Genomic DNA, 26,399 nt, shown 5'->3' with positions numbered 1-26,399 from the left:
GACTCGGATCAGGGGGTAGCGAGGCGACGACGCGCCAGGGCCAGGAACAGGACGGTCACGCCGAGCAGCACCAGCACGTGCAGCCCCAGCGGCGCGCCGTCGCCGAACCCCACCTGCGCCTGCGCGATCCGCGACAGATGGTACGCCGGCCACGCCGGTGCCAGTTCCTGCAGCAGCCCGGGCAGCATCGACAGCGGTACCCACAGTCCCGACAGGAACGCCATCGGCAGGTAGACCAGGTTGATCAGCGCCGGTGCGCCCCGCGCGCCGACCAGCGTGCCCAGCCACAGGCCCAGCGCACTGAACGGCAATACGCCGAGCAGGCAGGCCACGACCAGGCCCAGCCATTGCGCCGGTGCCAGGCGCACGCCGGCCACGCCGATGGCCAGTGCGGCCAGCAGCGCGAGGATGACGGTGGAGAACAGCATCGCCATCGCCACCTTCGCCGCCAGGTACGCGCCCGGCGGCATCGGCTGGGCGCGCTTGAGGGTCAGCAGGCCCTGCTCGCGGTCCATCGCCACGGTGACGCCGAAACCGAACAGGGCCACGCCCATGATCCCGAACACGCTGTAGCCGGCCAGCATGTAACGCGCCGCGTCCGGCCCGCCGCGGCCACCCAGCAGCACGCCGAACAGCAGGTAGAACACCGCCGGGAACAGCAGGCACGGCAGCGAGAACGACGGCGTTCGCCAAAGCCGCAGGAATTCGTAGCGGGCCTCCTGCATGTAGGCGCGCGAGGCGGAGAAACGCACGGGCGTGGAACGGTCGATGGCGTCCATCAGGCGACCTCCTCTTCGGGCTGTGCTTGCTTTGCGCCAGAGTGCGCGGTGAGGGCGAGAAAGGCGTCGGCCAGGCCCGCGCGATGAACTTCCAGACCGGACAGCGACGGATCTTCGGCCAGCAGCCGGCGCACGACCGCTTCCGCGTCCGCCGCCACGACCTGGAGGCGGCCATCGCGAACGACCGCTTCCTGCACGCCCGGCCAGGCGGCCACCGCCGCGGCCGACAGAATGGAGGCGCAGCCGATCCGGCACTGGGCGACGCGGGCGCGAATCTGTTCGACGCTTCCCTGCGCCAGCAGGCGACCGTGGTCGACCACCACCACCCGGTCGGCCAGCGCCTCGGCCTCTTCCAGGTAGTGCGTGGTCAGCAGCACCGCGCAGCCTTGCGCGGCCAGTTCGCGGATCGCGCGCCATAGCGCCTGCCGCGCGTCGATGTCCAGGCCGGTGGTCGGCTCGTCCAGGAACAGCAGCCGTGGATTGCCGCACAGCGCCATCGCGAACTGCACGCGTCGCTGCTGGCCGCCGGACAACTGGCCGTAGCGACGCTTCTGCAGGTCCTGCAAACCGGCCAGCGCCAGGCACGCGTCGATGTCGCGCGGCTGCGGATAGTAGCTGCGGGTCAGGTCGACCAGCTCACGCACCTTCAAGGTGTCGGGGATGCCGGCGGTCTGCAGCATCACGCCGATACCGCGGCGCGCTTCCAGTGCCTGCGGCGGCAGGCCGAACAGTTCGGCGCGGCCGGCGTCGGGCGCGTGCAGGCCCAGCAGCAGGCCGATGGCGGTGGTCTTGCCGGCGCCGTTGGGCCCGAGCAGGGCCAGCACCTGGCCGGCATGCAGCTCCAGGTCCAGTCCGTCCAGCGCTTGGACATCGCCGAAGCGCTTGCTGGCCTGGTGCAGGCGCGCCAGCGGCGGGCACGCCGCCGGCTTCCGGGTGTCGCCCGCGGCGATGGGGACGACGACAGGGGCGACGACGCGGGTGGCGGTATCCATGGCGGTCTCCGTGCAGGTGGCCGCAGTGTCCGCCGCACGCGCCGGCGGCGGCAGTCGTCGATGCCATGCCAAGCGCATGACAGCTGTCACTACGCCGTGCGTCCGCGCATCGGCAGGATGCACCGGTGCCCGGGCGGCGTGTCGAACCACACCACCGTCGTCCGTCCTGGCATGGAGGTATTCCATCCCGCGTGGTCGCCCTTCGCCAGAAAGTGACTTCCGGCAGCTGGCCGCCGTGTACCCTTGCCGCCGACACTGGACCGGGATCGCAACGAGAACCTGATGAACGCTTCCGCTGAACTGCTCAAGGAACTCCGCATCGAACGCGGCAAGGCACCGTCCACGCCGCCGCCGTCGCGGCGCGGGTTGTGGATCGGCCTGGCCGTGGCCGCCGCCGTGCTGCTCGCCGCCGTGGTCGCATGGCTGGTGCTCGGTGGCGAGAAGGCGCCCGAAGTGCGCACCGCGCCGGTGGTCGCCATTTCCGGCGCCGGTGGCGCCAGCGCGTCGGTCCTGGATGCAAGCGGCTATATCGTCGCGCGGCGCATGGCCACGGTGTCGGCCAAGGTCACCGGCCGGGTCAAGGAAGTACTGATCGAGGAAGGCATGCGCGTGGAGGAAGGCCAGGTGCTGGCCCGGCTCGATCCGATCGACGCCGATGCCCAGCGCGCGCTGGCCGCGTCGCAGGTGTCGGCGGCGCACAGCCAGGCCGACAGCGTGCGTGCCCAGCTGGTCGATGCCGAGGCCAACGCGCGACGCCTGTCCTCGCTGGTGGGCCAGCAGCTGGTGTCGCGCGCGCAGTACGAGCAGGCCGTGTCCCAGCGCGACGCGCTGCGTGCGCAGCTCGTGACCGCGCAACGCAACGCGCAGGTCGCCGGCGACCAGCTGCGCATCGCCGGCCAGGGCGTGGACAACACCATCGTGCGCGCGCCGTTCTCGGGCATCGTCACCTCCAAGGCGGCGCAGCCGGGCGAGATCGTGTCGCCGCTGGCGACCGGCGGCTACACCCGCACCGGCATCGGCACCATCGTCGACATGGAGTCGCTGGAGGTCGAGGTCGAGGTCGGCGAGTCCTACATCGGCCGCGTGCAGCCGAAGATGCCGGTGGAGATCGTGCTCAACGCCTATCCGGACTGGCGCATCCCGGGCGAGGTGATCGCGATCATTCCGGCCGCCGACCGCGGCAAGGCCACGGTCAAGGTGCGCGTCGCCCTGAAGGAAAAGGACGCGCGCATCGTGCCGGACATGGGTGTGCGGGTGAGCTTCCTCGAGCAGGCTCGCGAACCCGGCGAGCAGAAGCCGCAGGGCGTGCGCGTGCCAGCCGCGGCGATCGTGCAGCGCGACGGAAGCGACGTGGCCTTCGTGCTCGGCAACGAGGACACGGTCGAACAGCGCGCGGTCAAGCCGGGCATCGCCATGGGCCAGGACCGCCAGGTGCTGTCGGGCCTGACCGCCGGCGAAACGGTGGTACTTGATGTTCCCGAGACCCTGGCCGACGGCGACCGCGTGCGCCTGGCCGGCGCCGAAGGACAGTAACCCCGCGGCGCGTGACAAACGCGCCGCACCACACGAACCACCTTCCGAACTGTTCCGCACCATCCCGAACCCGCCGACGTGCCATCCGCGACGGCCACGACAAGGAAGCAAAGCGATGACGGCCCTGGTTAACCTTCGCAACGTCACCAAGACCTACCAGCGCGGCCCCGAGCAGGTGCAGGTGCTGCATGGCATCGACCTGGACATCCCCAAGGGGGATTTCGTCGCGCTGATGGGCCCGTCCGGTTCGGGCAAGACCACCCTGCTCAACCTGATCGGCGGCCTGGACACGCCCAGCGGCGGCGAGATCGAGATCGAGGGCGAGCGCATCGACCGCCTTTCGGCCGGGCAGCTGTCGAGCTGGCGCAGCCACCACGTCGGCTTCGTGTTCCAGTTCTACAACCTGATGCCGATGCTCACCGCGCAGAAGAACGTCGAGCTGCCGCTGCTGCTGACCAAGCTGGGCAGCGCCGACCGCGCGCGCCGCGCCCAGATCGCGCTGACCCTGGTCGGCCTGGCCGACCGCCGCAGCCACCGTCCCAACGAACTGTCCGGCGGCCAGCAGCAGCGCGTGGCGATCGCCCGGGCGATCGTCTCCGACCCGACCTTCCTGATCTGCGACGAACCCACCGGCGACCTGGACCGGCATTCGGCCGAGGAGATCCTCGACCTGCTGCAGATGCTCAACCGCGAGCACGGCAAGACCATCATCATGGTCACGCACGATCCGAAGGCGGCCGAATACGCCACCCATACCATCCACCTGGACAAGGGCGAGCTGGCCGATGCGCCGGCCGCGCACTGACGGAGTGCAGCGATGAAATACTTCTCGCTCGTCTGGGCGCAGCTGTTCCGCAGCAAGACGCGGACCCTGCTGACCCTGCTTTCGGTGGTCACCGCGTTCCTGCTGTTCGGGATGCTCGACTCGGTGCGCGTGGCGTTCAATTCCGGCGGCAGCGTCGATGGCGCAAACCGCCTGGTCACCACTTCGCGCCTGTCGATCACCCAGAGCCTGCCGGTGCGCCTGCAGGAGCAGATCCGCACCGTGCCCGGGGTCAAGGACGCCACCTACGCGATGTGGTTCGGCGGCATCTACCAGGATCCGAAGAACTTCTTCCCGAGCTTCTCGGTGGCGCCGAACTACTTCGACGTGTACTCCAACCTGCAGCTGCCGCCCGAGCAGCTCAAGGCGTTCCAGGACACGCGCACCGGCGCGGTGGTCGGCGAAACCCTGGCCAAGGAATTCGGCTGGAAGGTCGGTGACACCATCCCGCTGCAGGCGACGATCTTCCCGCGCCAGGGCAGCAACGACTGGCCGCTGGAACTGGTCGGCATCTTCCGTTCCAAGGACCGTGCCGCGGCCAGCGGCGAGGAACGCCAGCTGGTGATGAACTGGAAGTACTTCGACGAATCCAACGATTACATCAAGGGCCAGGTGAGCTGGTACACGGTGACCCTCGACAACCCGGCGCACGCCTCGCGTGTGGCCCAGGCCATCGATGCGCTGTCGATGAACTCCGACCGCGAAACCAAGAGCCAGACCGAATCGGCGTTCCAGCAGTCCTTCGCCAAGCAGTTCGCCGACATCGGCCTGATCGTCACCTCGATCATGGGCGCGGTGTTCTTCACCCTGCTCCTGCTGACCGGCAACACCATGGCCCAGGCGGTGCGCGAGCGCATTCCCGAGCTGGCTATCCTCAAGACGCTGGGCTTCAAGGACGGCACGGTGCTGTGGCTGGTGCTGGTGGAATCAGTGCTGCTGGTGGGGCTGGGCGGCGTGATCGGCATGGCCCTGGCGCGGGTGATCCTGCCGGGCCTGGCGAGCAAGGCGCAGGGCATGTTGCCGGCGACCATCCCGCTGCAGACCTGGATCGTGGGCGCCGTGCTGATCGTGCTGATCGGCCTGGTGGTGGGCGTGCTGCCGGCGCTGCGCGCCAAGCGGCTGAAGATCGTCGATGCACTGGCTGGCCGCTGAGGAAACCTGACCATGAACAAGCAATGGCTTTGGAACCTGCTCACGATCTTGCTGCTCGTCGTGGGCCTGGTCGCGTGGATCATGCTGCCCTGGCAGGGCGTGCTCGCCGTCGCCGTGGCGCTCGCGCTGTGGCTGTTCCTGACCCGCCAAGGGCGGCTGGCGCTGGCCGCCACCGGGATCGGCATCGCCAGCCTGCCGCAGCGCTGGGGCGCTTCGTCGGTAATTGTCGTGGGCATCGCCGGCGTGGTCGCGGTGCTGGTGGCGATGCTGTCGATGGGCCGAGGCTTCCAGACGACCATGAACAGCACCGGCAACGAGAACACCGCGATCGTGCTGCGTGGCGGTTCGCAGGCCGAGACCAACTCGGTGATCATGCGCGACCAGGTCCCGCTGATCTCCAGCCTGCCCGGCATCGCCCGCGACGGCGAAGGCCGGCCGCTGGTGTCGCCGGAACTGTCGCAGGTCGTGAACCTGGTCTCGCGCGAGGACGGCAACGACGTCAACGCGCAGTTCCGCGGCGTCGGCGAACTGGGCTGGGCGGTGCACGACAGCGTCAAGATCGTCGAGGGCCGCAAGTACGGCAGCGGCTTGCGCGAAATCGTCGTCGGCCAGGGCGCGCAGAAGCAGTTCCGCGACCTCGACGTGGGCAGCACGCTCACCCTGGGCAACCAGCAGTGGCAGGTGGTGGGCAAGTTCGCCTCCGGCGACGTCCACGATTCGGAGATCTGGACCGACGCGCAGACCCTGGCCAGCACCTACAACCGCGGCGCCTGGCAGCTGGTCAGCGTGCGCACCGAGGGCAAGGCCGGCTTCGAGCAGTTCAAGGCGGCGATGGCGGGCGACCCGCGGCTCAAGCTCGACGTGGAAACCACCAAGGCCTACTACGCCAAGCAGAGCGGCCAGCTCAACCAGTTGCTGACGATCCTGGGCACGGTGATCGGCGCGATCATGGCGGTGGGCGCGGTGTTCGGTGCGCTCAACACCATGTACGCGGCGGTCGCGGGCCGGGCGCGCGAGATCGCGACGATGCGCGCCATTGGTTTCCGCGGCCTGCCGGTGGTGATGGCGGTGATGCTGGAGACGATGCTGCTGGCGCTGCTCGGCGGCATCCTTGGCGGGCTGCTGGCGTGGCTGATCTTCAACGGCTACAGCGCCTCGACCATGGGCAGCAACTTCAGCGCGGTGGTGTTCCAGTTCAAGGTCACGCCCGAACTGCTGTGGTCGGGGCTCAAGTGGGCGCTGGGGATTGGACTGGTCGGCGGCCTGTTCCCGGCGCTGCGCGCGGCGCGGTTGCCGATCACGACGGCGTTGCGGGCGCTCTGACGGTCCGCGGCATCCGGTGTCGGCTCCGATGAACGGAGCCGGCGCTGGCATCGCACTGTCACCGGATCCAGGTAGAAGGCAGTGACCCTCGCACGTCATGGTGCGCCGTGCTGCGCCAGTTCCGTGCACGGGGCGAGGTGGCCGGTCCACGCACGTCATGCTTGTCGTACGGCGCGGCGACGGCGCGCTGGTTCCGCCGTACGGACCGACAGCCCACATACCCCGTCGCGTAGGAGCGGGCATGACCGCGACACCGACGCCCTGGGTACGGGCGACGCCGTCGTGATTCAAAGGATGTCGGTGTCGCGGTCGTGCCCGCTCCTGCAAAAGCACGAAGCCGCGATGCGTCTCGACTCGCTCGTCTATTCCGCAGCCGGCACCCTGCGCCGGCTGCGCCACAGGCCTTCGCCGGCGTAGATCGCCAGGCCCAGCCAGATCGCGCCGAAGCCCAGCGCGCGCGCCGCGTCGAAGGGTTCGTGGAAGAACCACACGCCCAGCAGCAGCTGCAGCGTCGGCGCGATGTACTGCAGCAGGCCGACCACGCTCAGCGGGATCCGGCGCACGCCGTAGGCGAAGCCGATCAGCGGCACCGCGGTGACCACGCCGCCGAACACAAGCAGCAGGTCGGTGCGCAGGCTCCAGTCGCCGGTGAAGCCACCGCCGTGCCCGCTCTCGGCCCACAGCACGTACGCAAGCGACGGCAGGAACAGGTACAGGCTCTCCAGCCCGAGCCCGGCCACCGGATCAACCGAGACCAGCTTGCGCACCAGTCCATACAGGCCGAACGACGCGGCCAGTCCGAGCGCGATCCACGGCGGCGAACCGGCGCTGACCGTCAGCCAGGCCACGCCCGCGGCGGCGCAACCGATCGCGATCCATTGCAGTCGGCGCAGGCGCTCGTGCAGCACGAGCACGCCCAGCACCACGTTGACCAGCGGGTTGATGAAATAGCCCAGGCTGGTCTCGACCACGTGGCCGGCATTGACCGCCCAGATGTACAACCCCCAGTTGACCGCGATCAGCACGCTGCTCACCGCCAGGGCTGGCAGCACCCGCGGTTGCGCGGCCAGCCTGCGCAGCCAGCCCCAGCCGTCGCGCAGCAGCAGCCAGCCGACCACCAGCAGCGCGCTCCAGACCACGCGGTGGGCCATGATCTGCAGCGCCGGCACCGCCTTGAGCAGGTGCCAGTACAGCGGCACCACGCCCCAGATGACGAAGGTGGCGGCGGTGACCGCCAGGCCGCGGCGGTCCATGCCCGGCTGCGCCGCTGCGGCCGCGCTCACCGGCGCAATACCTTGGCCAGGGTGATGATCACCACGCCGGCCAGGATCACCGCCATCGCCCCGAGGTCGTGCGCGGTGAAGCGCTCGCTCGCCAGCCACGCGCCCAGCGCCACCGCGATCGCCGGGTTCACGTAGGCGTAGCTGCTGACCAGCGCCGGGCGCACGTGGTGCAGCAGCCAGACGTAGGTGCTGAAGGCGATGACCGAACCGAACACGGCCAGGTACAGCAGCGCCAGCGTGCCGTGCAGGGTCGGCACCGCGGTGAAGCTTTCGCCGCGCAGCAGGCCCACGCCCACCAGCAGGACGCCGCCGCACAGCATCTGCGCCGCCGCGGCCATGAACGGCGACGGCAGGTCGCGTCCGCGCGACCACACCGAGCCGAAGGCCCAGCCCAGCGGCGCGACCAGCAGCATCACCAGCCCGGTCGGGCTGGCGCTGAGGCTGCTGCCGGCGTTGAGCCAGACCACGCCGGCGAAACCGATCGCGATACCGACCCATTCGATCCGGCTCGGCCGCGCCCCGTAGAACAGGCCGAAGAAGCCCATCCACAGCGGCACCGACGCCACCGCCACCGCAGCCAGGCCGGAAGAGACATGCTGTTCGGCCAGGACCACGCAGCCATTGCCCAGCAGCAGGAGCATCGCGCCCATCGCCGCCAGGTTCTTCCATTGCGCGCGCGTGGGCGCGGCGACACCGCGCCAGCGCAGGAAGGCGTACATGGCGCCGCCGGCAACCACGAAGCGGGCGCCCGACACCGCCAGCAGCGGCGGCCAGCCGCCTTCCAGGGCGAAGCGGATCGCCAGGTAGGTCGACCCCCACACCACGTAGACGATGGCCAGGGCGACGACGACGGCCAGGCCGGCGGCGCGCGCCGGAGCCTGTGCGGAGACGGACATGGGGAAAGACCGCGGGGGACGGACGCAGATTCTAATGCAGCGCCCCTGCCCGATCGCGCCGCAAATGCCCGCGCAGCAGTGATACAGCGTTGCATCGACGCGTCGCTGCCGGCGCCTGAAGCGGCGGCAACGGCAGGCGCGGGGGCCTTCACCGGAAACAGCGGGCGGCGCAGAATCGGGCCCAGGTCATGCGAGGGCCGCCACGATGCGACCGCTCTTCCTGCTCACCCTGATTGCCGCCCTGGTGGCCGCCCCGGCGCATGCCGCGCGCACCGTCACCGATCCATCGCTGCCACGCGCCCTTCCCGCCGATGGCGCGGTCAGTGTGGAATGGACCGACCCGGCGCAGTTTTCCGACCTGCGCTTCAGCAACAACCGCTGGGAAGCCCAGCAAGGCGACTGGGTCACCCAGCTCGCGCGGCACCTGCAGGAACGCGCCCAGGCGCGCCTGCCCGCCGGCCAGCGGATGGATGTGACCATCACCGACATCCAGCGTGCCGGGCGCTACGAGCCGGGCGCGGGCATCAACTACAGCCATATCCGGGTGATGCGCGAAATCTATCCGCCACGGATGACCCTCAACCTGCGCATCACCGGCGCCGATGGACAGGTCCTGGCCGAGGGCGAGCGCAAGCTGTCGGACATGAGCTACCTGCAGACCGGTTCCACCATCAACACCGACAACCTGCGCTACGAGAAGCGGATGATCGACGACTGGTTGCGGCGCGAACTGCCGTCGCCGCAGGCGGTGGCCCGCGGCGACGCCGGCTGATTCAGAACTCCGGCGCCAGCGCGCGCTCGATCTGCTCGCGCGGGGCGTTGGTGTAGTTCTTGGGCAGTTCGGCCACCACCCGGCTGCGCGCCTGTTCGTGCAGCAGCGAACGGATCTGGCCCAGGGTCTGTGGATCGGCGGCCAGGACCAGGTGGGTGTAGCGCCCGCCCAGCGCGTCGTGGTTGAGCCGCAAAGCCAGCTGGCGGGCGAAGGACGCCTCGTCGGCCTCGCGCGCCGGCGTGTCCGACGGAAGGACCGAGGGCATCACCCCTTCGGCCGGATCCAGCGCCAGCGCTTCTTCCTGGTGCAGCCTGACCGCGCCGGTTTCACTGCCGAGGTTGCGGAACAGGCGCGCGGACGCGCCATCGGCGACCAGCACCCAGGTTTCGCGGGGGAGCCTGCGCATGGTTTCTCCTTGTAGGTGGGTTGGAATTGGGGGTGGGAAACTTCCGGCGAGAGGGAACCCACCCCGAAAGTAGGAACCCGGGTGTTAGCGCGCCGCGCACGCTTCGTCAGGATTTCGTAGGGAGCCGCGTCGCGGCTTGCGCGAACGGCGCCGCGCCTCCATATGGTGGAGACGCGGGTCGTGCATCATCGACAGGCCGCAAGGCCTTCGATCCACCCTCCCCTGCCCCCGGTCCCGATGGAGACGCCATGAGCCGCTTCGACCTCAGCCCGCCCACCCCTGCCCAACAGGAAACGCTGGTCGCCGGACTCTCGCAGGACGAGCGCCGGGTACTGCTCCAGCACGGCACCGAGGCGCCGTTCTGCGGCGTGTTCCTCGACAACAAGACCGAAGGCATCTACTGCTGCCGGCTGTGCGGGCTGCCGCTGTTCCGCTCCAGCACCAAGTTCGACTCGGGCACCGGCTGGCCCAGCTTCTTCGCGCCGTACGACGAGGCGCACATCGGCCGCATCCGCGACAGCAGCCACGGCATGGTCCGCGTCGAGATCGTCTGCGCGCGCTGTGGCAGCCACCTGGGCCACGTGTTCCCGGATGGCCCGCCGCCGACCGGTGAACGGCACTGCCTGAATTCGGTCTCGCTGGCGTTCGTCGAATCCGGCCAGCCATTGCCCGATCCGCTGCACCGCGGCGGCGCCGAAGCCACGACCGCCTGACGCGCGCGCCGCCCGCATCCATGCCGACGGACGCGGTTACCATGTCGGTCCCGCACGCCGAGGACTGCCGCGCATGAAGTACCTGCTGCTGGTGTACATCGACCCGGAACTGCTCGACGCCGTTCCCGCCCAGGACTACGACAGCGAGATGCGCCAGTGCATCCGCCACGCCGACACGTTGCGTTCGCAGGGCACGATACTGGGCTTCAACAAGCTCGAAGCGCCGGAGCAGGCACGCACCGTGCGCGTGCGCGAGGGCCGCACTGCCATATTCGACGGCCCGTTCGCCGAGACCAAGGAAGTGCTCGCCGGCTACAACCTGATCGAGGCCGACTCGCTGGAAGAGGCGGTGAAGCTGGCCGGGCAGTTCCCCTGGGCGCGCTACGGCAGCATGGAAGTGCGCCCGGTGGCCGACATGGATGCCGAGCGGGTGCGCGTCGGCGCCTGATCGGAAGGCACGCGCTGGTGCGCCGCATCGATGCGCGCCGGCCGCTCGTGATGGACGGGTGAGCACCGGGTTCACGCAGCCTGCGCGTCCTGCGCTCTAGCGTCCGCGCATCATTCCCGCGGATATCCCACATGCGCCTGCTCGTCCTGCTGTTCGCCCTCGCCATGCCCGTGGTGTCCTGGCTGTCGCAATCGGGCGCGTTCGGGCCGGACAACGGCACCATCTCCGACCGCTACCCGACCTTGCTGGTCGCCGCCGGTTACGCGTTCTCGATCTGGGGCCTGATCTTCCTGCTCGACGTGGTGTATGGCATCTGGCAGGCGACCGGCCGACGCCGCGCGGATCCGCTGCTGGACCGCATCGCCCCGGCCACCGCGGCCGGCTTCGCCCTCACCGCGCTGTGGATGCCGCTGTTCTCGCAAGGCCTGTTCTGGCTGTGCCTGCTGGTGATCTTCGGCGCACTGGCCAGCCTCGCGTGGGCCGCGCTGCAACTGTCGCGCGCCGCGCCGGTCGAGGGCGGCCGCCTGTGGGCGTGGCTGCCGCTGTCGCTGCACGCCGGCTGGCTCTCGCTGGCGGCCTTCCTCAACCTGGCCCAGGTGGCGCTGGCCTATGGCTGGACCCGGCCGGAGGCGCAGCTTGGCGCCAGCCTGCTGCTGTTCGCGATCGCCGCGATGGTGCTGCTGGAACTGAATCGCCGCATGCGCGGCAACCCGGCCTACGTGGCGGCGGCGCTATGGGGCCTGGTCGCGGTCTGGATGAAGCAGTCGCAGTCCACGCTGCCCGGCGCGCAGACCGCGGCCTGGGTGGCCGCGCTCATCGCCGCGATCCTGCTGCTGCAGACGGTGTGGTTGCGCTGGCAGCGACCGCGCGGCCTGGTCGCCGGCGACGTGCGGACGCTGCCCTGAGCGCGCCGCGGCCCCTCAGCCGCAGCCGCTCGCGTCCTGCATCGTGACGCAATGATGGAAGCCGGCCGGCAGGCCCTCGACCTGCCGGCGCTTGCCCACCGCCAGGGCGAACACATCCAGCGTCTCGCGCCTGCAGTCACTGTCCGCCGGCTGCGCCTGTCCTTGGGCGACGGGCGCGGGCGTCGCGCAACGTTCTTCGTAGATCCGGTAATGGCAGTCGCCGCTGGCGCTGGCGAAGCATTCGAAAGTGGCCACGCCATCGACCAGCGTGGTCTTGCTGAACAGCGTCTCGGCGCCATTGTCCGCGACGCGGGTGATGCTGGTCGTGCTCGAGCGGGGATCGCAGCCGAACAGGGACAGCAGGCACGACAGCACGGTGGTCAGGAATCGCATGGAACACCTCGCAGCGCGGGACGGGCGGCGCGCAGGGGCGCGCGGACGGAACAGCCCGGATGTCGGTCACGGCTCGGCATCCGGCAACCCCTGTGGATGTGGAAAGGCGACCCACGGTCGCAGCGGCATGGAGGCGCCGCGTCACATTCCCCTGAACAGGGCCATGAACGGCACGCTGACCGGCAGGGTTTCGCTGCGCCCCTTGAGGCGCAGGGTGCCCTTGCCGCTGTCGTCGCGGACCACCGACGCCACCGCCTTCAGGTTGACGATGGTGGAGCGGTGGATCTGGCGGAACTGGTGCGGGTCGAGCGCGTCCAGCAGTTCCTTCAGCGGCGTGCGCAGCAGCGATTCACCGTCCGCGGTGACCACCACGGTGTACTTGCTGTCGGCGCGGAAGTAGGCGACGTCGTCGAGCATGATCAGCCGGGTTTCGCGGCCGCTGTTGGCCGTGATCCAGGCCAGCGGCGGCGCGGTGGACGGCTCGGCCGGGCGCTGCGCCAGGTGGCGCAGCAGGGTGTCCAGCGTGGCCGGGTCCGGGCGACCGGCCGCCGCGCGCGCCTGCAGGCGCTGCACGGTGGCCTGGAGCCGCTCGCGCGTGATGGGCTTGAGCAAGTAATCGACCGCTCCCTGTTCGAAGGCGTCGATCGCGTACTGGTCGTAGGCGGTCACGAACACCACCTGGGTGCGCGGACTGACATCGGACAGCGCGGCGGCGACCTCGATCCCGGTCAGGCCCGGCATGCGGATGTCCAGGAAAGCCACGTCCGGCTTGTGCTCGGCGATGGCTTCCAGGGCGCTGGCGCCGTCTTCGCACTCGGCCACGATGCGCAGGCCCGGCCAGACCTCGCCCAGCTGCAGCAGCAGCGATGTGCGCAGCAGTTCCTCGTCCTCGGCGACGACGCAGTCAAACATCACGGCGCTCCTCTTTTCCGGCGGCGGCGACCGTGGCCGGCAGCGGCAAGGTCAGGGTGGCGGCCACGCCGCTGGGGAAGTTGGACACGATCGAGAAGGCCGCGCGCTCGCCATAGGTCAGGCGCAGCCGTTCGCGCAGGTTCTGCAGGCCGATACCGGTCCCGCCCGTGCTGGTGCCGAAGCCCTGGCCGTCGTCGGCGACGGTGATCGTGGCCTGGCCATCGAAATGCCGCGCCAGGATCCACACGGTGCCGCCGCCGGGCTTGGGTTCGAGCCCGTGCTTGATCGCGTTCTCGACCAGGGTCTGCAGCATCATCGAAGGCAGCTGCAGCGCCTTCAGTTCTTCGGGCACTTCGACCTTCAGCTCCAGGCGCGCTCCCATGCGGATCTTGAGGATCTCCAGGTAGGCGCGGGTGCGTTCGAGTTCCTCGGCCAGGGTGGACAGGGTGTCGTGTTCGCGCGGCAGCGAGCGGCGCAGGTACTGGATCAGGTGGCCGAGCATCTCGTCGGCACGCGGCGGATCGGTGCGCGCCAGTACCTGGGCGTTGGCCAGGGTGTTGTAGAGGAAGTGCGGTTCGACCTGGGCCTGCAGCAGGTTCAGGCGTGCGACGTTGAGCGCGTTGTCGGTGGCGCTGCGCTCGGCTTGGGCCTGTTCTCCGCGGCGCTGCTCGGCGACCCGTCGCGACACCGAGCGCTGCAGGGCCTCGGCGTTCTCGTAGCTTGTGCCTTCGTCGAGTGCGAACAGGTCGACCCAGTGCGGCGCATCCGGTTCGCACAGCAGGGTCGCGCTGCTGGTGCCGTCGCCAGGCACGACGGTGGCCAGAACCCGGTCGCGGGTGATCGCGAAGCGCGCCAGCACGTTCCAGCGCGAAGGCTGGGTGCCGCCGAGCGGATCGGTGCGGCGCACCTTGGCCCGCACCTGCAGGCTGCCGCGCGAGGCCTCGATGTCCTCCACCCGCGGCAGTTCACGCACCGCCGCCTCGACCAGGTCGAACGCGGCGCCTGCGTCCAGCGGGACCTCGATCCGGCGCTGCTGGTGGTTGCTCAGCACCGCCGCGTCCAGGCGTCCCGCGGCGAGCCGCACCCGTCGCAGGTGGGTGACCGCGCCGAGCATCGCCAGGGTCATGGAGCCCAGTGCCAGCAGCCAGAAGATCGGACCCTCGTTTCCGAACAGGCCATTCCAGACGATGCCTGCAAGCAGGATGGCAACGGCCCAGGCGAAGAGGATGCGCAGGATCAGGAACAGGCTGGCGGACACGCGGGCACCGGTGGGTTATCAGGTGCCGCGGAGCATAGCCGTCCGCGGTGCGCCGGCAACCCCGCCCGCGACGAAGCCGGGTATGGGCCGACGAAACCCCGTCGCGCCCGGCCCGGACGCACGCGCGACGCGCCGACGCCCGGCGTCGCGCGCTCAGGCGGCGCTCGTCCTCCCGGCAGCGGCCTCGATCCGGGACCAGGCCTGGGAGAACACGGTGCCCGCTTCTTCCTCGGTGAGCACGCTGGCGGCAACGTCATCGCGCCGCAGGTACAGGTGCAGGGCCTCGCCCCGCGCCGCACGCGGGTGGTTGAGGTAGACGTCGTACGCCGCGCTGAGCACGGGCCAGTAGCGGGCGAAGCTACGCATCGCGCGTGCGCGCGGCAGGCCGTGGTAGCGCTTGCGCCAATGTTCCCGCTCCCGGTCGATGTCTATCACCACCGCGTGCCGCGGTGCCGGATACCCGTCGTCCATTGCCTGTTGCCTTGCTCGATGCCGGCGCGTGCGCCCGCGGATGACAACCCCTGTCGCACGAGCATTCCATCCACGGCGTCGCCTGCCGGTGAAATGCGACGCGAACGACTGAAGGATTCAGGGCTTATCGCGCTGGATGATCGTGATCGCGCCCGATGTTTCGAGCACGGCGATCGCGATCTTCGCATCGTCGTCGCACTCGGACTTGCGCTTGGCACTCTCGAAATCGGCGCGGCTCACGTTCTCGCGGCGAAGCACCCGCAACAACACTTCGCCATCGCGTGCCAGCACGACCGGCTCGCCCTCGATCCAGCGGTCTGCGCGCGCGCTGCGCGCGGTCAGGAAACCCACGCTCCAGTTCAGTCCAAGCAGGGTGGTGGCCAGGATCAGGCCGCCCAGCAGCGACACGTCCTCGCCGATCAGCGAGTTCTGCACCGCATTGCCCAGCAGCACCACCAGCAGCAGGTCGAAGGGCGTGAACTGGCCGACCGTGCGCTTGCCGGTGAGCCGCACCAGCACCAGCACCGCGGCGTAGACCACGACCGCGCGCAGGACGAATTCCCACCACGGCATCGACATCTCGAACAGGCTGTGCAGCATGACGGCTTCTCCACCGCGCCGATCGCGGCCGCGCCCATTGGCCGCCGCGCAGCGTCAACCGCCGGTGAACACATCCATCCCGCCCGCAGGAGGGCGCTGGATCACACGGCCTGGCCGGCCGCGTGGCCCGACGCCCAGGCCCACTGGAAGTTGTAGCCACCCAGCCATCCGGTCACGTCGAGGACTTCACCGATGAAGTACAGGCCGGGCACGTGCCGCGACTGCATCGTGCTGGACGACACGCCGTCGGTGTCCACGCCCCCCAGCGTCACCTCGGCGGTGCGGTAGCCCTCGGTGCCGCTGGCCACCAGCGGCCATTCGCCCAGCAGTGCGGCTGCGTCACGCAGTTGCGGCGGGTCGTACTGGCGCATCGGCCGGTTCGGCAACCAGACCTCGCACAGGCGCTGCGCGAAGCGGCGCGGCAGGACCTCGGCCAGCACGGTCTTCAGCTCGGCGTCCGGCCGCGACTTCTGCTGCGCACGCAACCAGTCCTCCACGTCGCGACCCGGCAGCAGGTCCAGCCGCAAGTCGTCGCCGGGCTGCCAGTAGGAGGAGATCTGCAGCATCGCCGGCCCGCTGACGCCACGATGTGTGAACAGCAGCGCTTCGCGGAAGGCCTGTCCGTTGCAGCGCGCCTCGACCTCCAGTGCGACGCCGGACAGGTCCTGCAGGCGTTCCTGGTGCTTGCCGCTCAGGGTCAGCGGCACCAGTCCTGCGCGCGTGGGCAGTACCGCATGGCCGAAGCGGCGCGCCAGCTCGTAGCCGAAGCCGCTCGCGCCGAGGCTGGGGATCGAAAGCCCGCCACTGGCCACCACCAGCGCCGGCGCGGCGAAGGCGCCCTGCGCGGTGCGCAGGCGGAAACTGCCATCGTCGCCGTGTTCGACCTGCTCGACCTCGCAGTGGGTGCGGATCTCGACGCCGGCCGCGGCGCATTCGTCCAGCAGCATCTTCACGACCAGCTTGGAGGACACGTCGCAGAACAGCTGGCCGAGGGTCTTCTCGTGCCAGGCGATGCGGTGCCGCTCGACCAGGTCGAGGAAGTGCCAGGGCGTGTAGCGGGCCAGCGCCGACTTGCAGAAATGCGGGTTGGCCGACAGGTAGTTGGCGGGCGTGGTCCCGGTGTTGGTGAAATTGCAGCGCCCGCCGCCGGACATCAGGATCTTCTTGCCGACCTTGTTGGCATGCTCGACCACGAGCACGCGCTGGCCGCGCCCGCCCGCGGTCATCGCGCACATCAGCCCGGCGGCGCCTGCGCCGACGACGACGACGTCGTAGTGCTGTACGCCCATCCGCGGGGTCAGGCCGCCTGCGCGCCCATGCGCGCGACCGGCTGCAGCACCACTTCGCTGCCGTCGGCTTCCAGCAACCGCACTTCGCCGTCCTGGATCATCACGGTGAACCTGAGGCCGCGCGCGTACCGGGCGACCAGTGCTTCGAGCTGCGCTTGCGGCAGGTCGAGCACGACCAGGTTCTCGTGCCGGGCCAGGGTCCGGGCGTTCTTCTCCCACCACAGGTCGGCGGCACGACCGCCGTAGTTCAGCACGACGACCTCACGCGCCCGGCCGCAGGCCTTGCGAACCCGCGATTCGTCCGGCTGGCCGAGGTCGATCCAGCGCTCGACCTGGCCGGTGTAGTCGCGCTGCCACAGGTCGGGGTCCTCGTCGTTGCTCAGGCCGCGCCCGAACTCGAGCCGCTCGTCGGCGTACAGCGCGAACGCCAGCAGCCGCACCATCAGCCGCTCGTCGGTCTCGGACGGATGCTGGGCCAGGGTCAGCGGATGGGTCGCGTAGTAGTGGCGATCCATGTCGCTGATCTGCAGTTCGGCACGGACAACGGTGGCCTTGAGCGCCATGCGGGATTCCAGGGGTTGCGTTGCGGCGCCGGATCGCGCGCCGGTCAGGCGCGGGGCGCCAGCGGACGCGCATGATACGCCCGCGCGGCGGACACGGTGGGAATCGGCCGGGTGCGCGGAACAGCAAACGCACCGGCGCACGCGAACAGGGCCTGCCGGAACGGATCCGGCAGGCCCTGTTTTCCCGCGTTTTCGCCGGGGTCAGGCGGCCGACTTCATCGTCTGCTTGCGGTTGCGCATCACGTCGTGGCAGGACCGCACCTCCGGCAGCAGCCGCGCGGCCGCGTCACGCGCGGCGGCGGGGGTGTCGGCATCGGCGACGACCTCGTCGAACGCCTTCAGCAGGCGATCCTCCGATTCCTCCAGTTCGGAAACATAGGCGTACTTGGTATCGCCCAGACCGGCGCGCACGTTGGCGTACACCTGGCGCATGCTGCCGACCATCGTCCCGTCGGTATCGGGCTTGCCGCCGACCGCCTGCACGGTCGCCGACAGGGTGCCGACGATGTCGGCCTTGACGGCGGCCATCCGCCGGAACAGCGCCGAGAGCTCGGCGTCTTCGACCTTGCCGGCCGCTTCGTTATAGAACTCCTGGCCATCGCGCGAGATCGCGATCAGGTCGTTGAGGCTGTGCTCGGTCTTCTTCTGCTGGTTCATCGCTTGTGTCCTCGCCTCGTCGGGCATGTCGGCGCGGCGACCGGGGCAACGTGGCTCCAGGGTCTTCGCCCTGCTTTCGGACGCCGCGCAACGGTGATGTTCGTGCCTCGTTGCTGTCGGACGATGCTGGCGCAGGCGCGATAAAACGACCGTGAGCTGCAGGCGAACGCCGCGTGAGCAAGGCCGAGGTGCAGATGCACCGGACGGCGCCGCGAATGGCCTCGAAGTGGTTCCGCGACGCGGAGGACGTTGCCGCTCAGCCTTCGAGTACGGGCACGCCCTCATCCTGGAATGACCAGTGGCGGGCGCTGGCGCGGCGCGTCGGCTGGGCATCGCGGTAGGCGCGCACGCGTTCCTCGTTGGTGAACACATCCGGCTCGGTTCCCGGCGGCGTGTGCTGGATCGAAAGGAACGCAAGCGGGCCGAAGCCCGCGATCGAAGCGGCGATGCTGGCGACGTTCTTCATGGTGTCCCCTCGTGATGTCCCGTTTCACGGGCCGGCGGTCCTGCACGGTCCCGGCTGCCACTCCGCGATACCGTGGCGTCGTGCGTGCAGCGCACGATCCTTCCGCGTTTCGACGAGGCTGCAATGGACGCCGCGAAACGCCAGTGAAGGCCTGGTGCCTGCCGGGATGCGCCCGATGCCCGGCCCCTGCGCGCCGCCGACTCCCGTTTCCAGCACGAACGCAGCGCCGATGGCCGACAGGCCATGCCGCGGCTTGACGCGAGAGGTATGCTTGCCACCCCGCCGGCGCCGCCGGCACGCCTGCATTGCACTCCGATGAGCGATACGCCTCCCGACCGCCTGGCCATGGATCCCCGCAGCCCGTTCCACGACGCGGCCCTGCTCGATCGTGGCGTGGGCATCCGCTTCAACGGCCAGGAACGCGACAACGTCGAGGAATACTCGGTAAGCGAGGGCTGGATCCGGGTCCAGGTCGGCCGCTCGCGCGATCGACGCGGCAACCCGATGACGATCAAGGTCAAGGGCACGGTCGAGCCGTACTTCATCGAGCCGGCCTGACCCGCACCTCGCGGCTCAGCCGGCGCACCCGGCCATCTGCCGGTCGGCATGCCATAGCGCGCGCCTCGCCAGGTCGTAGGCGCTGTTGGCGGCATTGGGCAGCATGTGTTCCGCACGCACCGGGTCGGCACCGCGTGCATGCGCGGCTTCGACCCTCTGCAGTTCATCCAGGTGCAGCAGCAGCGGCTGCATCAGCCGCTTCAGCCGTGCGCGGTCGCAGTGCCCGTAACTGGCCTCCAGGGCCGCGACCTGCTCGCGGATGCGCCGGCTCGCTTCGCCCTCCAGCCCCGGCGCCGGCACGTAGCTGATCGGCGCCGCCTTGTAGGCGTCGCCGGTGGCCTCGCTGCCCAGGTCGGCGCCGCGCTCGTGGCGTGCGGGATTGAACCGGACCTCCGGCGATGGTCGCGCGGTCGCGTGCTTGATGTCGGCCCCGAACAGGAACTCGGCGATCTTGCGCTGCGCCCGTGCGATCTTCTGCGCGGCCACGTCGGCGATGTCGCCGTCGCTGACCCAGTCCTTGGCGAACCTCGTTTCCCGTGACTGGACCGGGTTGGGCCGTTGCAGCAGGCGCGCGGCCGCATCGTCCGTACCCTCCGTCTTTCGCGCGACCGCACCCGGCGGCGGCGCGGGGGCCGTGGTCCAGCGGTCGGACGTCGTGGCCGGCAGCTGCAGGCGGCCATCGGGGCCGTACAGGTCCATGGCGAGCGGTGCAGGCCCCGGATCCTGCACTCGCGGGCCGGGCGATGGGATCGCCGCATGCGCGGCCGGCGACGCTGGCCTTGCCGACGGGCTGGCCGGACGCATGGGCTCGGACGCGGCCGTCGAGGGCGTCCCTGCAACGGGTGGGCGCACGGAGAACACAAGCTGCACCCGTGGCCCATCCGTACCCTCCGCGCCTAGCGGGCGCGGCAGCCCAACCAGCAACCTGCCAGCCAGCGCGAGCACCAGCACGGCGCCGCCCAGCGCAACCACGCGCGGCAGCAGTTCGTCGTGCCGATCCGGTTTCCATGCCCTGGCCACGATCGGCAATGCGCGTCCTGTTTCCCTGTCAGGCCCCGGATGACCCGCCGCGCGAGGGCAAGTTCCCGACACCGGCGGCGCCACCCTCACCCTGTTCATGCGCCGGATATGCCAGCATCGCCCGACCCTGCCCGACCCTGCCCGACACCCGTGCGATGCCCGACACCGTCGCCTCCTCCTTTGCCGGCACCGAATTCCTGCGTGGCGGCGGGATCATGGCGCGACGCATTGCGGAGCACGACTGGTCGCGCCACCCGCTCGGCCCGCCCGCGCACTGGCCGGGCGAGTTGAAGACCACGCTGTCGATCCTGCTCGGCGCACGCCACCCCATGTGCGTGGGCTGGGGACCGCAACTGCTGATGTTCTACAACGATGCGTATATCTCGGTGCTCGGCAGCAAGGAGCCCACGGCGCTGGGTGCGCCACTGCCGCAGGTCTGGCACGAACTGTGGGACGAGATCCGCGGCATGGCCGAAACCTGCATGTCCGGGACCGCGACCTGGGTCGAAGACATGTACCTGCGGATCGAGCGCAGTGGCGTTCCCGAGGACTCCTGGTGGACGTTCACCTACACGCCGGTGCGCGATGCCGGCGGCACCGTGGTGGCGATGCTGGCGCTCACCCAGGAGACGACCCGGCGCGTGCTGACCGAGCGCCGGCTGGCCAGCGAGAACCAGCGCCTGGCGCGGATGTTCGAGCTGTCGCCGACGTTCATGGCGATGCTGCGCGGGCCGGGGCACCGCTTCGAGTTCGCCAATTCCAGCTACCTGCGCGTGGTCGGCGACCGTGACGTGATCGGCAAGACGGTATCCGAAGCACTGCCCGATGCCGCCGAGCAGGGCTGGATCAAGGTGCTCGACGAGACGTACGCCTCCGGCGTGCCGTTCGTGGCCAACGATGCGGTCTTCCTGGAACAGGCCACCGCCGGGGGGCCGGTCACCGAGCGCCACCTGGATTTCGTCTACCAGCCCGTGCACGCCAGCGACGGCAGCGTCGACGGCATCTTCGTCACCGGCGTGGACGTCACCGCGCGCGCGCGCAGCGAGGCTGCCCTGCGCCGGCGCGAAGCCGAGCTGCAGGCGCTCAACGAAGACCTGGAACAGCAGGTCGCCGAGCACGTGGAAGAACGTTCGCTGACCTGGCTGGTCACCCCGGACATGCTGGGCGTGCTCAACCGCGATGGCGTGCTCGAGAAGACCAACCCGGCCTGGCAGCGCGCACTGGGCTGGACCAGCGCCGAGCTGGCCAGGCATCCGGCGCGCGAACTGGTCCATCCCGACGATCTGGCGGCGGTGGCGGAGGCGCGCACCCGGCTGCATGCCGGCGAACCGTTGCTGAGCTTCGAGTGCCGGATGCGGACCCGCGACGGCGACTACCGCACCCTGTCGTGGGTCGCCTCGCCCGAAGGCGGCAAGTTCTACTGCAGCGCGCGCGACGTGACCGACATGAACGCTTCGCGGCGCGCCCTGGCGGACTCGCAGGCACAGCTGCGCAGCCTGTTCGAGACCAGCCACCAGCTGCAGGGCAGGGTCGCGCTCGACGGCACGCTGGAGGATGCCAACCGCACCGCGCTGGACGCGATCGGATGCGACCTGGACGACGTGGTCGGACTGCCCGTGTGGGAAACACCCTGGTTCAACGCCACGCCCGGCATGCCCGAATGGATGCGCGATGCCTTCCTGCGCACGCGCGCCGGCGAGGTGGTCCGCGAGGAAGTCACCATGCAGCTGCCGAACGGCCTGCGCACGTTCGACCTGTCGATGCGCCCGCTGTACGACGCGGCCGGCGCGATCAGCGCGGTGATCCCCGAAGCGCTGGACATCACCAGCCGCCGGGTCGCCGAAGACGCGCTGCGCCAGTCGCAGAAGCTCGAAGGCATGGGCCAGCTGACCGGCGGCATGGCCCACGACTTCAACAACCTGCTGACCCCGATCATGGCGGCGCTTGAACTGGCAGAGGATCCCGGCGTGCGGCCGGAGCGGCGCAGCCGCACCCTGACGGTGGCGCGGCAGTCGGCCGAGCGCGCGGCGATGCTGGTGCAGCGCCTGCTCGCCTTCGCCCGGCGCCAGCCCTTGCAGGCGGTGGAGGTGGATATCGGCGTGCTGGTGGAGGGCATCGCCCAGCTGCTGCACAGCAGCTTCGATCCGCGCATCCGCATCGTCACCGGCATCGAACCGGGGCTGGCGCATGCCCATGCGGACGCCAACCAGCTGGAAATGGCGCTGCTCAACCTGGGCGTGAACGCACGCGATGCGATGCCCGAGGGCGGCACGCTCACGCTCGGCGCACGCGGTGTCGCACTAGAGTCGGGCCAGGACGCGGCCCTGCCCCCGGGCCCGTACGTGGTGATCTCGGTCGCCGATACCGGGCTGGGCATGGATGCGGCCACCCGCGCACGCGCGATCGAGCCGTTCTTCACCACCAAGGGCATCGGCAAGGGCACCGGGCTTGGGCTGTCGATGGTGCACGGCCTGGCATCGCAGCTCGGTGGCCGGCTTCGGATCGACAGCACCCCGGGGCATGGCACCACGATGGAACTGTGGTTGCCGGCGGCCCAGACCCTGCGACATCCCGGATAACAACAAGAAAGAAGGAGTCGGTTATGGCATCGATCGCACCACCCCCCCGCGGGATCGCCCTGGTCGTTGACGACGATCCGGGCGTGCGCATGTGCACCGCCGACGTGCTCGTCGACATGGGCTACGAGGTCGTGGAGGCGGAAAGCGCCGAGGAAGCGTTGCGCGCGCTGGATCGCGGCGTGGCACCGGCGTTGATGGTCACCGACCACCTGATGCCCGGGATGACCGGTTCGGCCCTGGCGCGCGAGGTCCGCGCACGCCACCCGCAGACGCCGGTGATCGTGGTTTCCGGCTACACCGACGTGGAACTGGACCCGGGCCTGGTCCTGCTGGGCAAGCCGTTCCGGCTCAAGGAACTGCGCGATTGCGTGGAGTCGGCCACCGCGCGCGGCTGAGCCGGCGCGGCAGCCGAAAGCCTCACTCGGCGGTCAGGTCGACCACGTCGAAGTCCGTGACCGGATCGACGTCGGCGTCGTAGTCGACGTCGTCGCGCTCGAAGCCGAACAGGGTCAGGAAGTCGTGCTTGTAGCTGGCGTAGTCGGTCAGCTCGAACAGGGTCTCCGAGGTCACCGTCGGCCACAGGTCGCGGCAGGCCTGCTGCACGTCGTCGCGCAGTTCGCGGTCGTCCAGGCGCAGGCGGTTGGAGTCGTCGGTCGCCGGCGGATCGGTCGCGTACAGGTGTTCGCGGAAGGTGCGGTCGAGCTGCTCGATCGTCCCTTCGTGCAGCCCCTTCTCCTTCATGATCCGGTACACGATCGCGATGTACAGCGGCATCACCGGGATCGCGGCGCTGGCCTGGGTCACCACCGACTTGAGCACGGTGACGTTGGCCTGGCCGCCGCCGGGCTTGAGCGCGGCATCGATCGCGTGCGCGGCGCGGTCCAGGTCTTCCTTGGCCTTGCCCAGCGCGCCGTGCCAGTAGATAGGCCAGGTGATCTCGGTGCCGATGTAGCTGAAGGCCACGGTCTTGGCGTCGGCGGCGAGCACGCCCGCCTTCGACAGCGCATCGATCCACAGCTCCCAGTCCTGCCCGCCCATCACGGTGATGGTGTCGGCGATCTCCTGCTCGGTGGCCGGCTCGACCGTGGCCTGGATGATCTGGTCGCGGTTGGTATCCACCGCGGTCGCCTGGTAGGGCTGGCCGATCGGCTTGAGCGACGAGCGCTTCAGTTCGCCGGTATCGGGCATGCGCCGCACCGGCGAGGCCAGCGAATAGACCACCAGGTCGATCGGCCCGCCCATCTCGCGCGCCAGCTCGATGGCCTTGTCGCGCACCTCGTTGGAGAACGCGTCGCCGTTGATCGAACGGCTCCACAAACCCGCTTCCTTGGCGTAGCGGTCGAACGCGGCCGAGTTGTACCAGCCCGGGTTGCCGGTCTTCTTCTCCGTACCCGGCTTCTCGAAGAACACGCCGAGGGTGGCGGCGCCGTAGCCGAACGCGGCGGTGATGCGCGCGGCCAGGCCGTAGCCGGTGGATGCGCCGATCACCAGTACCCGCTTCGGGCCGTCGGTGCGCACGCCCTGGGCCTGCACGTGGTGGATCTGGTCCAGCACGTTCTTCGCGCAGCCCACGGGATGGGCGGTGGTGCAGATGAAGCCTCGGACTTTGGGATGGATGACCACGCGGACTCTCTCGGATGCGGGGGGGAGCGCGGGCGCGCGGGCGCCAGCGGAGCGGCACAGTCTAAGTCCAGCGACCCGCAAACGACCCTTCTGGGGCGTATGGAAACACCGCGAACCACGCCGGCGGGTGCCCGCGCGCGCTTGCAGCAATGGGGTCGGTCGCCGGTTTCGGCGCCGGCGGACCGGCCTCCGCAGCGGTCAGGCCCTGCGCAGCACTCTGGATCCGCTACCCCGGTACGAGCGGGGCTATGACTCCGGCGCCGGCCACCGGACCGGCTACGCCATCGCGCGTGGTTTGCTCGCGAGCATGACCGTGAATTCCCCCGGCATGCGGTAGCCCTGCCCCACCCGCCACGGGCTGATCGCCTGCAGGTACCGCCGCCGTACGCGTCGTCGCACCGGTTCGTCGAAACGCGACCAGGCCATCGCCACCGGGCCGCCGACGAACGCCGCGTCGCACGCTTCCGCACCGTCGGCATATTCGAGTACCGATTCGATCCTTTGCTCGCGGATGTCTTCGAAACCGAGATCGGTGGCCAGCTGCGTCAGCGCGCCCTGCGCGCCCAGCTGGAAGAACAGCGGGCACACGTCGCTGTTGACCTCCGCATCCACGATCGGGAACACCGCCGACCAACCACAGCGCGCGCGCGCGCCCCACACGACCACCGCCAGGCGGCCGCCGGGACGCAGGACGCGGAACAGTTCGCGCAGCGCAGCGGCCGGATCGGGCATGTACATCAGGCCCAGCGCGCAGTACGCCAGGTCGTAGCTGTGCCCGGCGCATGACAGCTGCTCGCCGTCCATGCGCGCGAAGCGCACGTGTTCCAGTCCCAGCACTGCAGCCCGTTGCGTGGCCGAGGCGACCATCGCCTCGGATATGTCCACGCCCTGCACCGAGCCGCTGCAACCGACCTGTTCGGCGGCGGCGAATGCGACCAGGCCGGTGCCGCTGGCGACGTCCAGCACCGCTTCGCCCGGCATCGGCGCGGCGAGCGCCAGCAGGCCCAGGTGCGCCGGCGAGAGTTGGCGCTGCCACAGCGGCTCGTACCGGTCCGCGGCAAGGTCCCAGCCGTAACGCTGGATGCGCCGCTGCAACCGCTCGTGCAGGCTCATCGGCGCGTGACCACGATTTCCAGGTATTCGCTCGGCAGCACCAGGCCGGCACCGCCGCCCTGATCCATGCGTTCCATCAACGCAGCCAGGTCCGCATGCAGGTCGTCGGCGCGGTCCGCCGGCAAGGCCTGGAACGCTTTCTGCACCGGGCCATACCAGGTGCGGAACACGTCGATCATGTGCGCGGCGGAGCGGTAGCGGAAGTTGAACGTGCGCGGAGTCGCCACGATGTCCGCGGCGCGATCGCCGAACAGCGCCTGCAGGTGTTCGCGCGTGCCCCAGCGCGAGGGCGGCTGCACGCCGGCCGGCGGCGGCAGGTGCTTGCCCAGCACCTTGAACATCTGGCCGATGAATCCGTCCGGCGTCCAGTTGGCCATGGCGATCCTGCCGCCGGGGCGGCAGACCCGAGCCAGTTCGTCGGCGGCGCGCGCGTGGTCGGGCGTGAACATCACCCCGAACGTGGACAGCACGACGTCGAAGCTGGCGTCGGCGAACGGCAGCGCTTCGGCATCGGCTTCCTGGAACACGACGTCCAGCTGTTCGGCCTGCGCACGGGCGCGGCCCAGTTCCAGCAGCGACGGCACGTAGTCGGTCGAGACCACGCGCCCGCCGCGGCGCGCGGCCGCCAGGGTGGCATTGCCGTTGCCGGCAGCGACGTCGAGCACGCGCTCGTCCCAGCGCAGGTCGACCGCTTCGGCCAGGGTTTCGCCGACGATCTGCAAGGTGGTGCCGACCACGGCGTAGTTGCCGCTGGACCAGGCGGCCTGCTGCCGCTGCTTGACCGCGGCGAGGTCGGCGGGGGCCGCGGGGGTATCCATGACTGCATTCATCACGTTCGTTCCGTTTGGGGATTCAGGGCGCACAGGCTGGCG

At 69.9% G+C, this 26,399-nt stretch carries 29 protein-coding genes; 11 read left to right on the top strand and 18 right to left on the bottom strand.

Translation table 11 applies throughout. From position 1 onward, the window contains the following. Nucleotides 1-8: 8 nt before the first annotated feature. Entirely contained in the window at nucleotides 9-779 is a 771-nt protein-coding gene (locus tag MNQ95_RS08725; protein ID WP_241952618.1) for an ABC transporter permease, read from the bottom strand. Beyond that, the gene (locus MNQ95_RS08720; RefSeq protein WP_241952617.1) at nucleotides 779-1,771 is read right to left on the bottom strand and encodes an ABC transporter ATP-binding protein; all 993 of its coding nucleotides are present in this window, start codon (nucleotides 1,769-1,771) and stop codon (nucleotides 779-781) included. Before MNQ95_RS08720 ends, MNQ95_RS08725 begins: the two co-directional genes overlap by 1 nt. Before the next feature lie 282 nt (nucleotides 1,772-2,053). On the opposite strand from MNQ95_RS08720, the gene MNQ95_RS08715 reads away from it, so the two are divergent. From MNQ95_RS08715 to MNQ95_RS08700, 4 genes are all read left to right on the top strand, one after another. Beyond that, on the top strand, nucleotides 2,054-3,304 hold the full coding sequence (locus tag MNQ95_RS08715) for an efflux RND transporter periplasmic adaptor subunit (RefSeq protein WP_241952616.1): 1,251 nt from the start codon (nucleotides 2,054-2,056) through the stop codon (nucleotides 3,302-3,304). A 115-nt stretch (nucleotides 3,305-3,419) separates the two neighbouring features. Continuing rightward, the gene (locus MNQ95_RS08710; protein WP_162411343.1) at nucleotides 3,420-4,109 is read left to right on the top strand and encodes an ABC transporter ATP-binding protein; all 690 of its coding nucleotides are present in this window, start codon (nucleotides 3,420-3,422) and stop codon (nucleotides 4,107-4,109) included. Between the two features lie 12 nt (nucleotides 4,110-4,121). Next, on the top strand, nucleotides 4,122-5,279 hold the full coding sequence (locus MNQ95_RS08705) for an ABC transporter permease (protein ID WP_241952615.1): 1,158 nt from the start codon (nucleotides 4,122-4,124) through the stop codon (nucleotides 5,277-5,279). 12 nt (nucleotides 5,280-5,291) lie between these two features. Continuing rightward, complete coding sequence (locus tag MNQ95_RS08700; RefSeq protein ID WP_241952614.1) at nucleotides 5,292-6,602, top strand: ABC transporter permease; 1,311 nt, start codon at nucleotides 5,292-5,294, stop codon at nucleotides 6,600-6,602. A gap of 362 nt (nucleotides 6,603-6,964) precedes the next feature. Here the strand turns inward: MNQ95_RS08700 and rarD are convergent, their stop codons facing one another. Further along, complete coding sequence (gene rarD / locus MNQ95_RS08695; protein WP_241954397.1) at nucleotides 6,965-7,855, bottom strand: EamA family transporter RarD; 891 nt, start codon at nucleotides 7,853-7,855, stop codon at nucleotides 6,965-6,967. Between the two features lie 26 nt (nucleotides 7,856-7,881). Then, nucleotides 7,882-8,781 carry a drug/metabolite exporter YedA gene (gene yedA, locus MNQ95_RS08690; protein WP_162411340.1) on the bottom strand — a complete coding sequence of 300 codons (900 nt, stop codon included), beginning with the start codon at nucleotides 8,779-8,781 and terminating at the stop codon, nucleotides 7,882-7,884. 205 nt (nucleotides 8,782-8,986) lie between these two features. Here yedA and MNQ95_RS08685 point away from each other — a divergent pair, with 205 nt between their 5' ends. Continuing rightward, complete coding sequence (locus tag MNQ95_RS08685; protein WP_162411339.1) at nucleotides 8,987-9,553, top strand: DUF3016 domain-containing protein; 567 nt, start codon at nucleotides 8,987-8,989, stop codon at nucleotides 9,551-9,553. A gap of 1 nt (nucleotide 9,554) precedes the next feature. On the opposite strand, the gene MNQ95_RS08680 is transcribed toward MNQ95_RS08685, so the two are convergent. Further along, nucleotides 9,555-9,959 carry a host attachment family protein gene (locus MNQ95_RS08680; RefSeq protein ID WP_162411338.1) on the bottom strand — a complete coding sequence of 135 codons (405 nt, stop codon included), beginning with the start codon at nucleotides 9,957-9,959 and terminating at the stop codon, nucleotides 9,555-9,557. Between the two features lie 248 nt (nucleotides 9,960-10,207). On the opposite strand from MNQ95_RS08680, the gene msrB reads away from it, so the two are divergent. From msrB to MNQ95_RS08665, 3 genes are all read left to right on the top strand, one after another. Further along, nucleotides 10,208-10,672, top strand: coding sequence for a peptide-methionine (R)-S-oxide reductase MsrB (msrB, locus tag MNQ95_RS08675; RefSeq protein ID WP_241952613.1), 465 nt, complete (start codon nucleotides 10,208-10,210; stop codon nucleotides 10,670-10,672). Between the two features lie 73 nt (nucleotides 10,673-10,745). Further along, a complete protein-coding gene (locus MNQ95_RS08670) occupies nucleotides 10,746-11,120 on the top strand; it encodes a YciI family protein (RefSeq protein WP_241952612.1) in 375 nt (124 codons plus the stop codon). 131 nt (nucleotides 11,121-11,251) lie between these two features. Further along, on the top strand, nucleotides 11,252-12,025 hold the full coding sequence (locus MNQ95_RS08665; protein ID WP_162409886.1) for a hypothetical protein: 774 nt from the start codon (nucleotides 11,252-11,254) through the stop codon (nucleotides 12,023-12,025). A gap of 15 nt (nucleotides 12,026-12,040) precedes the next feature. Here MNQ95_RS08665 and MNQ95_RS08660 read toward each other — a convergent pair whose 3' ends face one another. The 9 genes from MNQ95_RS08660 to MNQ95_RS08620 form a co-directional block, all read right to left on the bottom strand. Beyond that, nucleotides 12,041-12,418 carry a hypothetical protein gene (locus MNQ95_RS08660; RefSeq protein WP_162409887.1) on the bottom strand — a complete coding sequence of 126 codons (378 nt, stop codon included), beginning with the start codon at nucleotides 12,416-12,418 and terminating at the stop codon, nucleotides 12,041-12,043. 141 nt (nucleotides 12,419-12,559) lie between these two features. Further along, the gene (locus MNQ95_RS08655) at nucleotides 12,560-13,330 is read right to left on the bottom strand and encodes a LytR/AlgR family response regulator transcription factor (RefSeq protein WP_241952611.1); all 771 of its coding nucleotides are present in this window, start codon (nucleotides 13,328-13,330) and stop codon (nucleotides 12,560-12,562) included. Further along, nucleotides 13,323-14,588, bottom strand: coding sequence for a sensor histidine kinase (locus MNQ95_RS08650; RefSeq protein WP_162409889.1), 1,266 nt, complete (start codon nucleotides 14,586-14,588; stop codon nucleotides 13,323-13,325). The genes MNQ95_RS08655 and MNQ95_RS08650 overlap by 8 nt, the downstream gene beginning before the upstream one ends. Nucleotides 14,589-14,741: 153 nt before the next feature. After that, on the bottom strand, nucleotides 14,742-15,059 hold the full coding sequence (locus MNQ95_RS08645; RefSeq protein WP_162409890.1) for a hypothetical protein: 318 nt from the start codon (nucleotides 15,057-15,059) through the stop codon (nucleotides 14,742-14,744). A gap of 117 nt (nucleotides 15,060-15,176) precedes the next feature. Beyond that, complete coding sequence (locus tag MNQ95_RS08640; RefSeq protein ID WP_241954396.1) at nucleotides 15,177-15,656, bottom strand: DUF421 domain-containing protein; 480 nt, start codon at nucleotides 15,654-15,656, stop codon at nucleotides 15,177-15,179. 104 nt (nucleotides 15,657-15,760) lie between these two features. Next, nucleotides 15,761-16,948: a BaiN/RdsA family NAD(P)/FAD-dependent oxidoreductase gene (locus MNQ95_RS08635; protein WP_241952610.1), complete on the bottom strand. Its 1,188-nt coding sequence runs from the start codon at nucleotides 16,946-16,948 to the stop codon at nucleotides 15,761-15,763. An 8-nt stretch (nucleotides 16,949-16,956) separates the two neighbouring features. Next, nucleotides 16,957-17,511 (bottom strand): YaeQ family protein, encoded by a 555-nt coding sequence (locus MNQ95_RS08630; RefSeq protein ID WP_241952609.1) that lies wholly within the window; start codon nucleotides 17,509-17,511, stop codon nucleotides 16,957-16,959. A 201-nt stretch (nucleotides 17,512-17,712) separates the two neighbouring features. Continuing rightward, complete coding sequence (locus MNQ95_RS08625; RefSeq protein ID WP_241952608.1) at nucleotides 17,713-18,168, bottom strand: PA2169 family four-helix-bundle protein; 456 nt, start codon at nucleotides 18,166-18,168, stop codon at nucleotides 17,713-17,715. A 256-nt stretch (nucleotides 18,169-18,424) separates the two neighbouring features. After that, nucleotides 18,425-18,634, bottom strand: a complete 210-nt coding sequence (locus tag MNQ95_RS08620) for a hypothetical protein (protein ID WP_241952607.1) — start codon at nucleotides 18,632-18,634, stop codon at nucleotides 18,425-18,427. 315 nt (nucleotides 18,635-18,949) lie between these two features. Here MNQ95_RS08620 and MNQ95_RS08615 point away from each other — a divergent pair, with 315 nt between their 5' ends. After that, the gene (locus MNQ95_RS08615) at nucleotides 18,950-19,192 is read left to right on the top strand and encodes a DUF3297 family protein (protein WP_162409895.1); all 243 of its coding nucleotides are present in this window, start codon (nucleotides 18,950-18,952) and stop codon (nucleotides 19,190-19,192) included. 15 nt (nucleotides 19,193-19,207) lie between these two features. On the opposite strand, the gene MNQ95_RS08610 is transcribed toward MNQ95_RS08615, so the two are convergent. Continuing rightward, complete coding sequence (locus tag MNQ95_RS08610) at nucleotides 19,208-19,891, bottom strand: hypothetical protein (RefSeq protein ID WP_241952606.1); 684 nt, start codon at nucleotides 19,889-19,891, stop codon at nucleotides 19,208-19,210. A 476-nt stretch (nucleotides 19,892-20,367) separates the two neighbouring features. Here MNQ95_RS08610 and MNQ95_RS08605 point away from each other — a divergent pair, with 476 nt between their 5' ends. Together MNQ95_RS08605 and MNQ95_RS08600 are read left to right on the top strand one after the other, a co-directional pair. Further along, a complete protein-coding gene (locus MNQ95_RS08605; protein WP_241952605.1) occupies nucleotides 20,368-22,791 on the top strand; it encodes a PAS domain-containing sensor histidine kinase in 2,424 nt (807 codons plus the stop codon). Nucleotides 22,792-22,814: 23 nt separating this feature from the next. Beyond that, nucleotides 22,815-23,186 (top strand): response regulator, encoded by a 372-nt coding sequence (locus MNQ95_RS08600; protein WP_162409898.1) that lies wholly within the window; start codon nucleotides 22,815-22,817, stop codon nucleotides 23,184-23,186. A 22-nt stretch (nucleotides 23,187-23,208) separates the two neighbouring features. Here MNQ95_RS08600 and fabV read toward each other — a convergent pair whose 3' ends face one another. From fabV to MNQ95_RS08585, 3 genes are all read right to left on the bottom strand, one after another. Beyond that, nucleotides 23,209-24,414, bottom strand: a complete 1,206-nt coding sequence (gene fabV / locus MNQ95_RS08595; protein ID WP_162409899.1) for an enoyl-ACP reductase FabV — start codon at nucleotides 24,412-24,414, stop codon at nucleotides 23,209-23,211. 276 nt (nucleotides 24,415-24,690) lie between these two features. Continuing rightward, nucleotides 24,691-25,527, bottom strand: a complete 837-nt coding sequence (locus MNQ95_RS08590; protein ID WP_241952604.1) for a class I SAM-dependent methyltransferase — start codon at nucleotides 25,525-25,527, stop codon at nucleotides 24,691-24,693. Beyond that, nucleotides 25,524-26,345 carry a class I SAM-dependent methyltransferase gene (locus tag MNQ95_RS08585; RefSeq protein WP_241952603.1) on the bottom strand — a complete coding sequence of 274 codons (822 nt, stop codon included), beginning with the start codon at nucleotides 26,343-26,345 and terminating at the stop codon, nucleotides 25,524-25,526. Before MNQ95_RS08585 ends, MNQ95_RS08590 begins: the two co-directional genes overlap by 4 nt. Nucleotides 26,346-26,399: the final 54 nt, after the last annotated feature.

Origin of the sequence: Pseudoxanthomonas daejeonensis (assembly GCF_022637495.1) — a bacterium.
In the GTDB taxonomy this organism is placed as follows: Bacteria; Pseudomonadota; Gammaproteobacteria; order Xanthomonadales; family Xanthomonadaceae; genus Pseudoxanthomonas; species Pseudoxanthomonas daejeonensis.
Note: the sequence above shows the minus strand (reverse complement) of the source record. Positions and strands in the feature narration are given on the sequence as shown.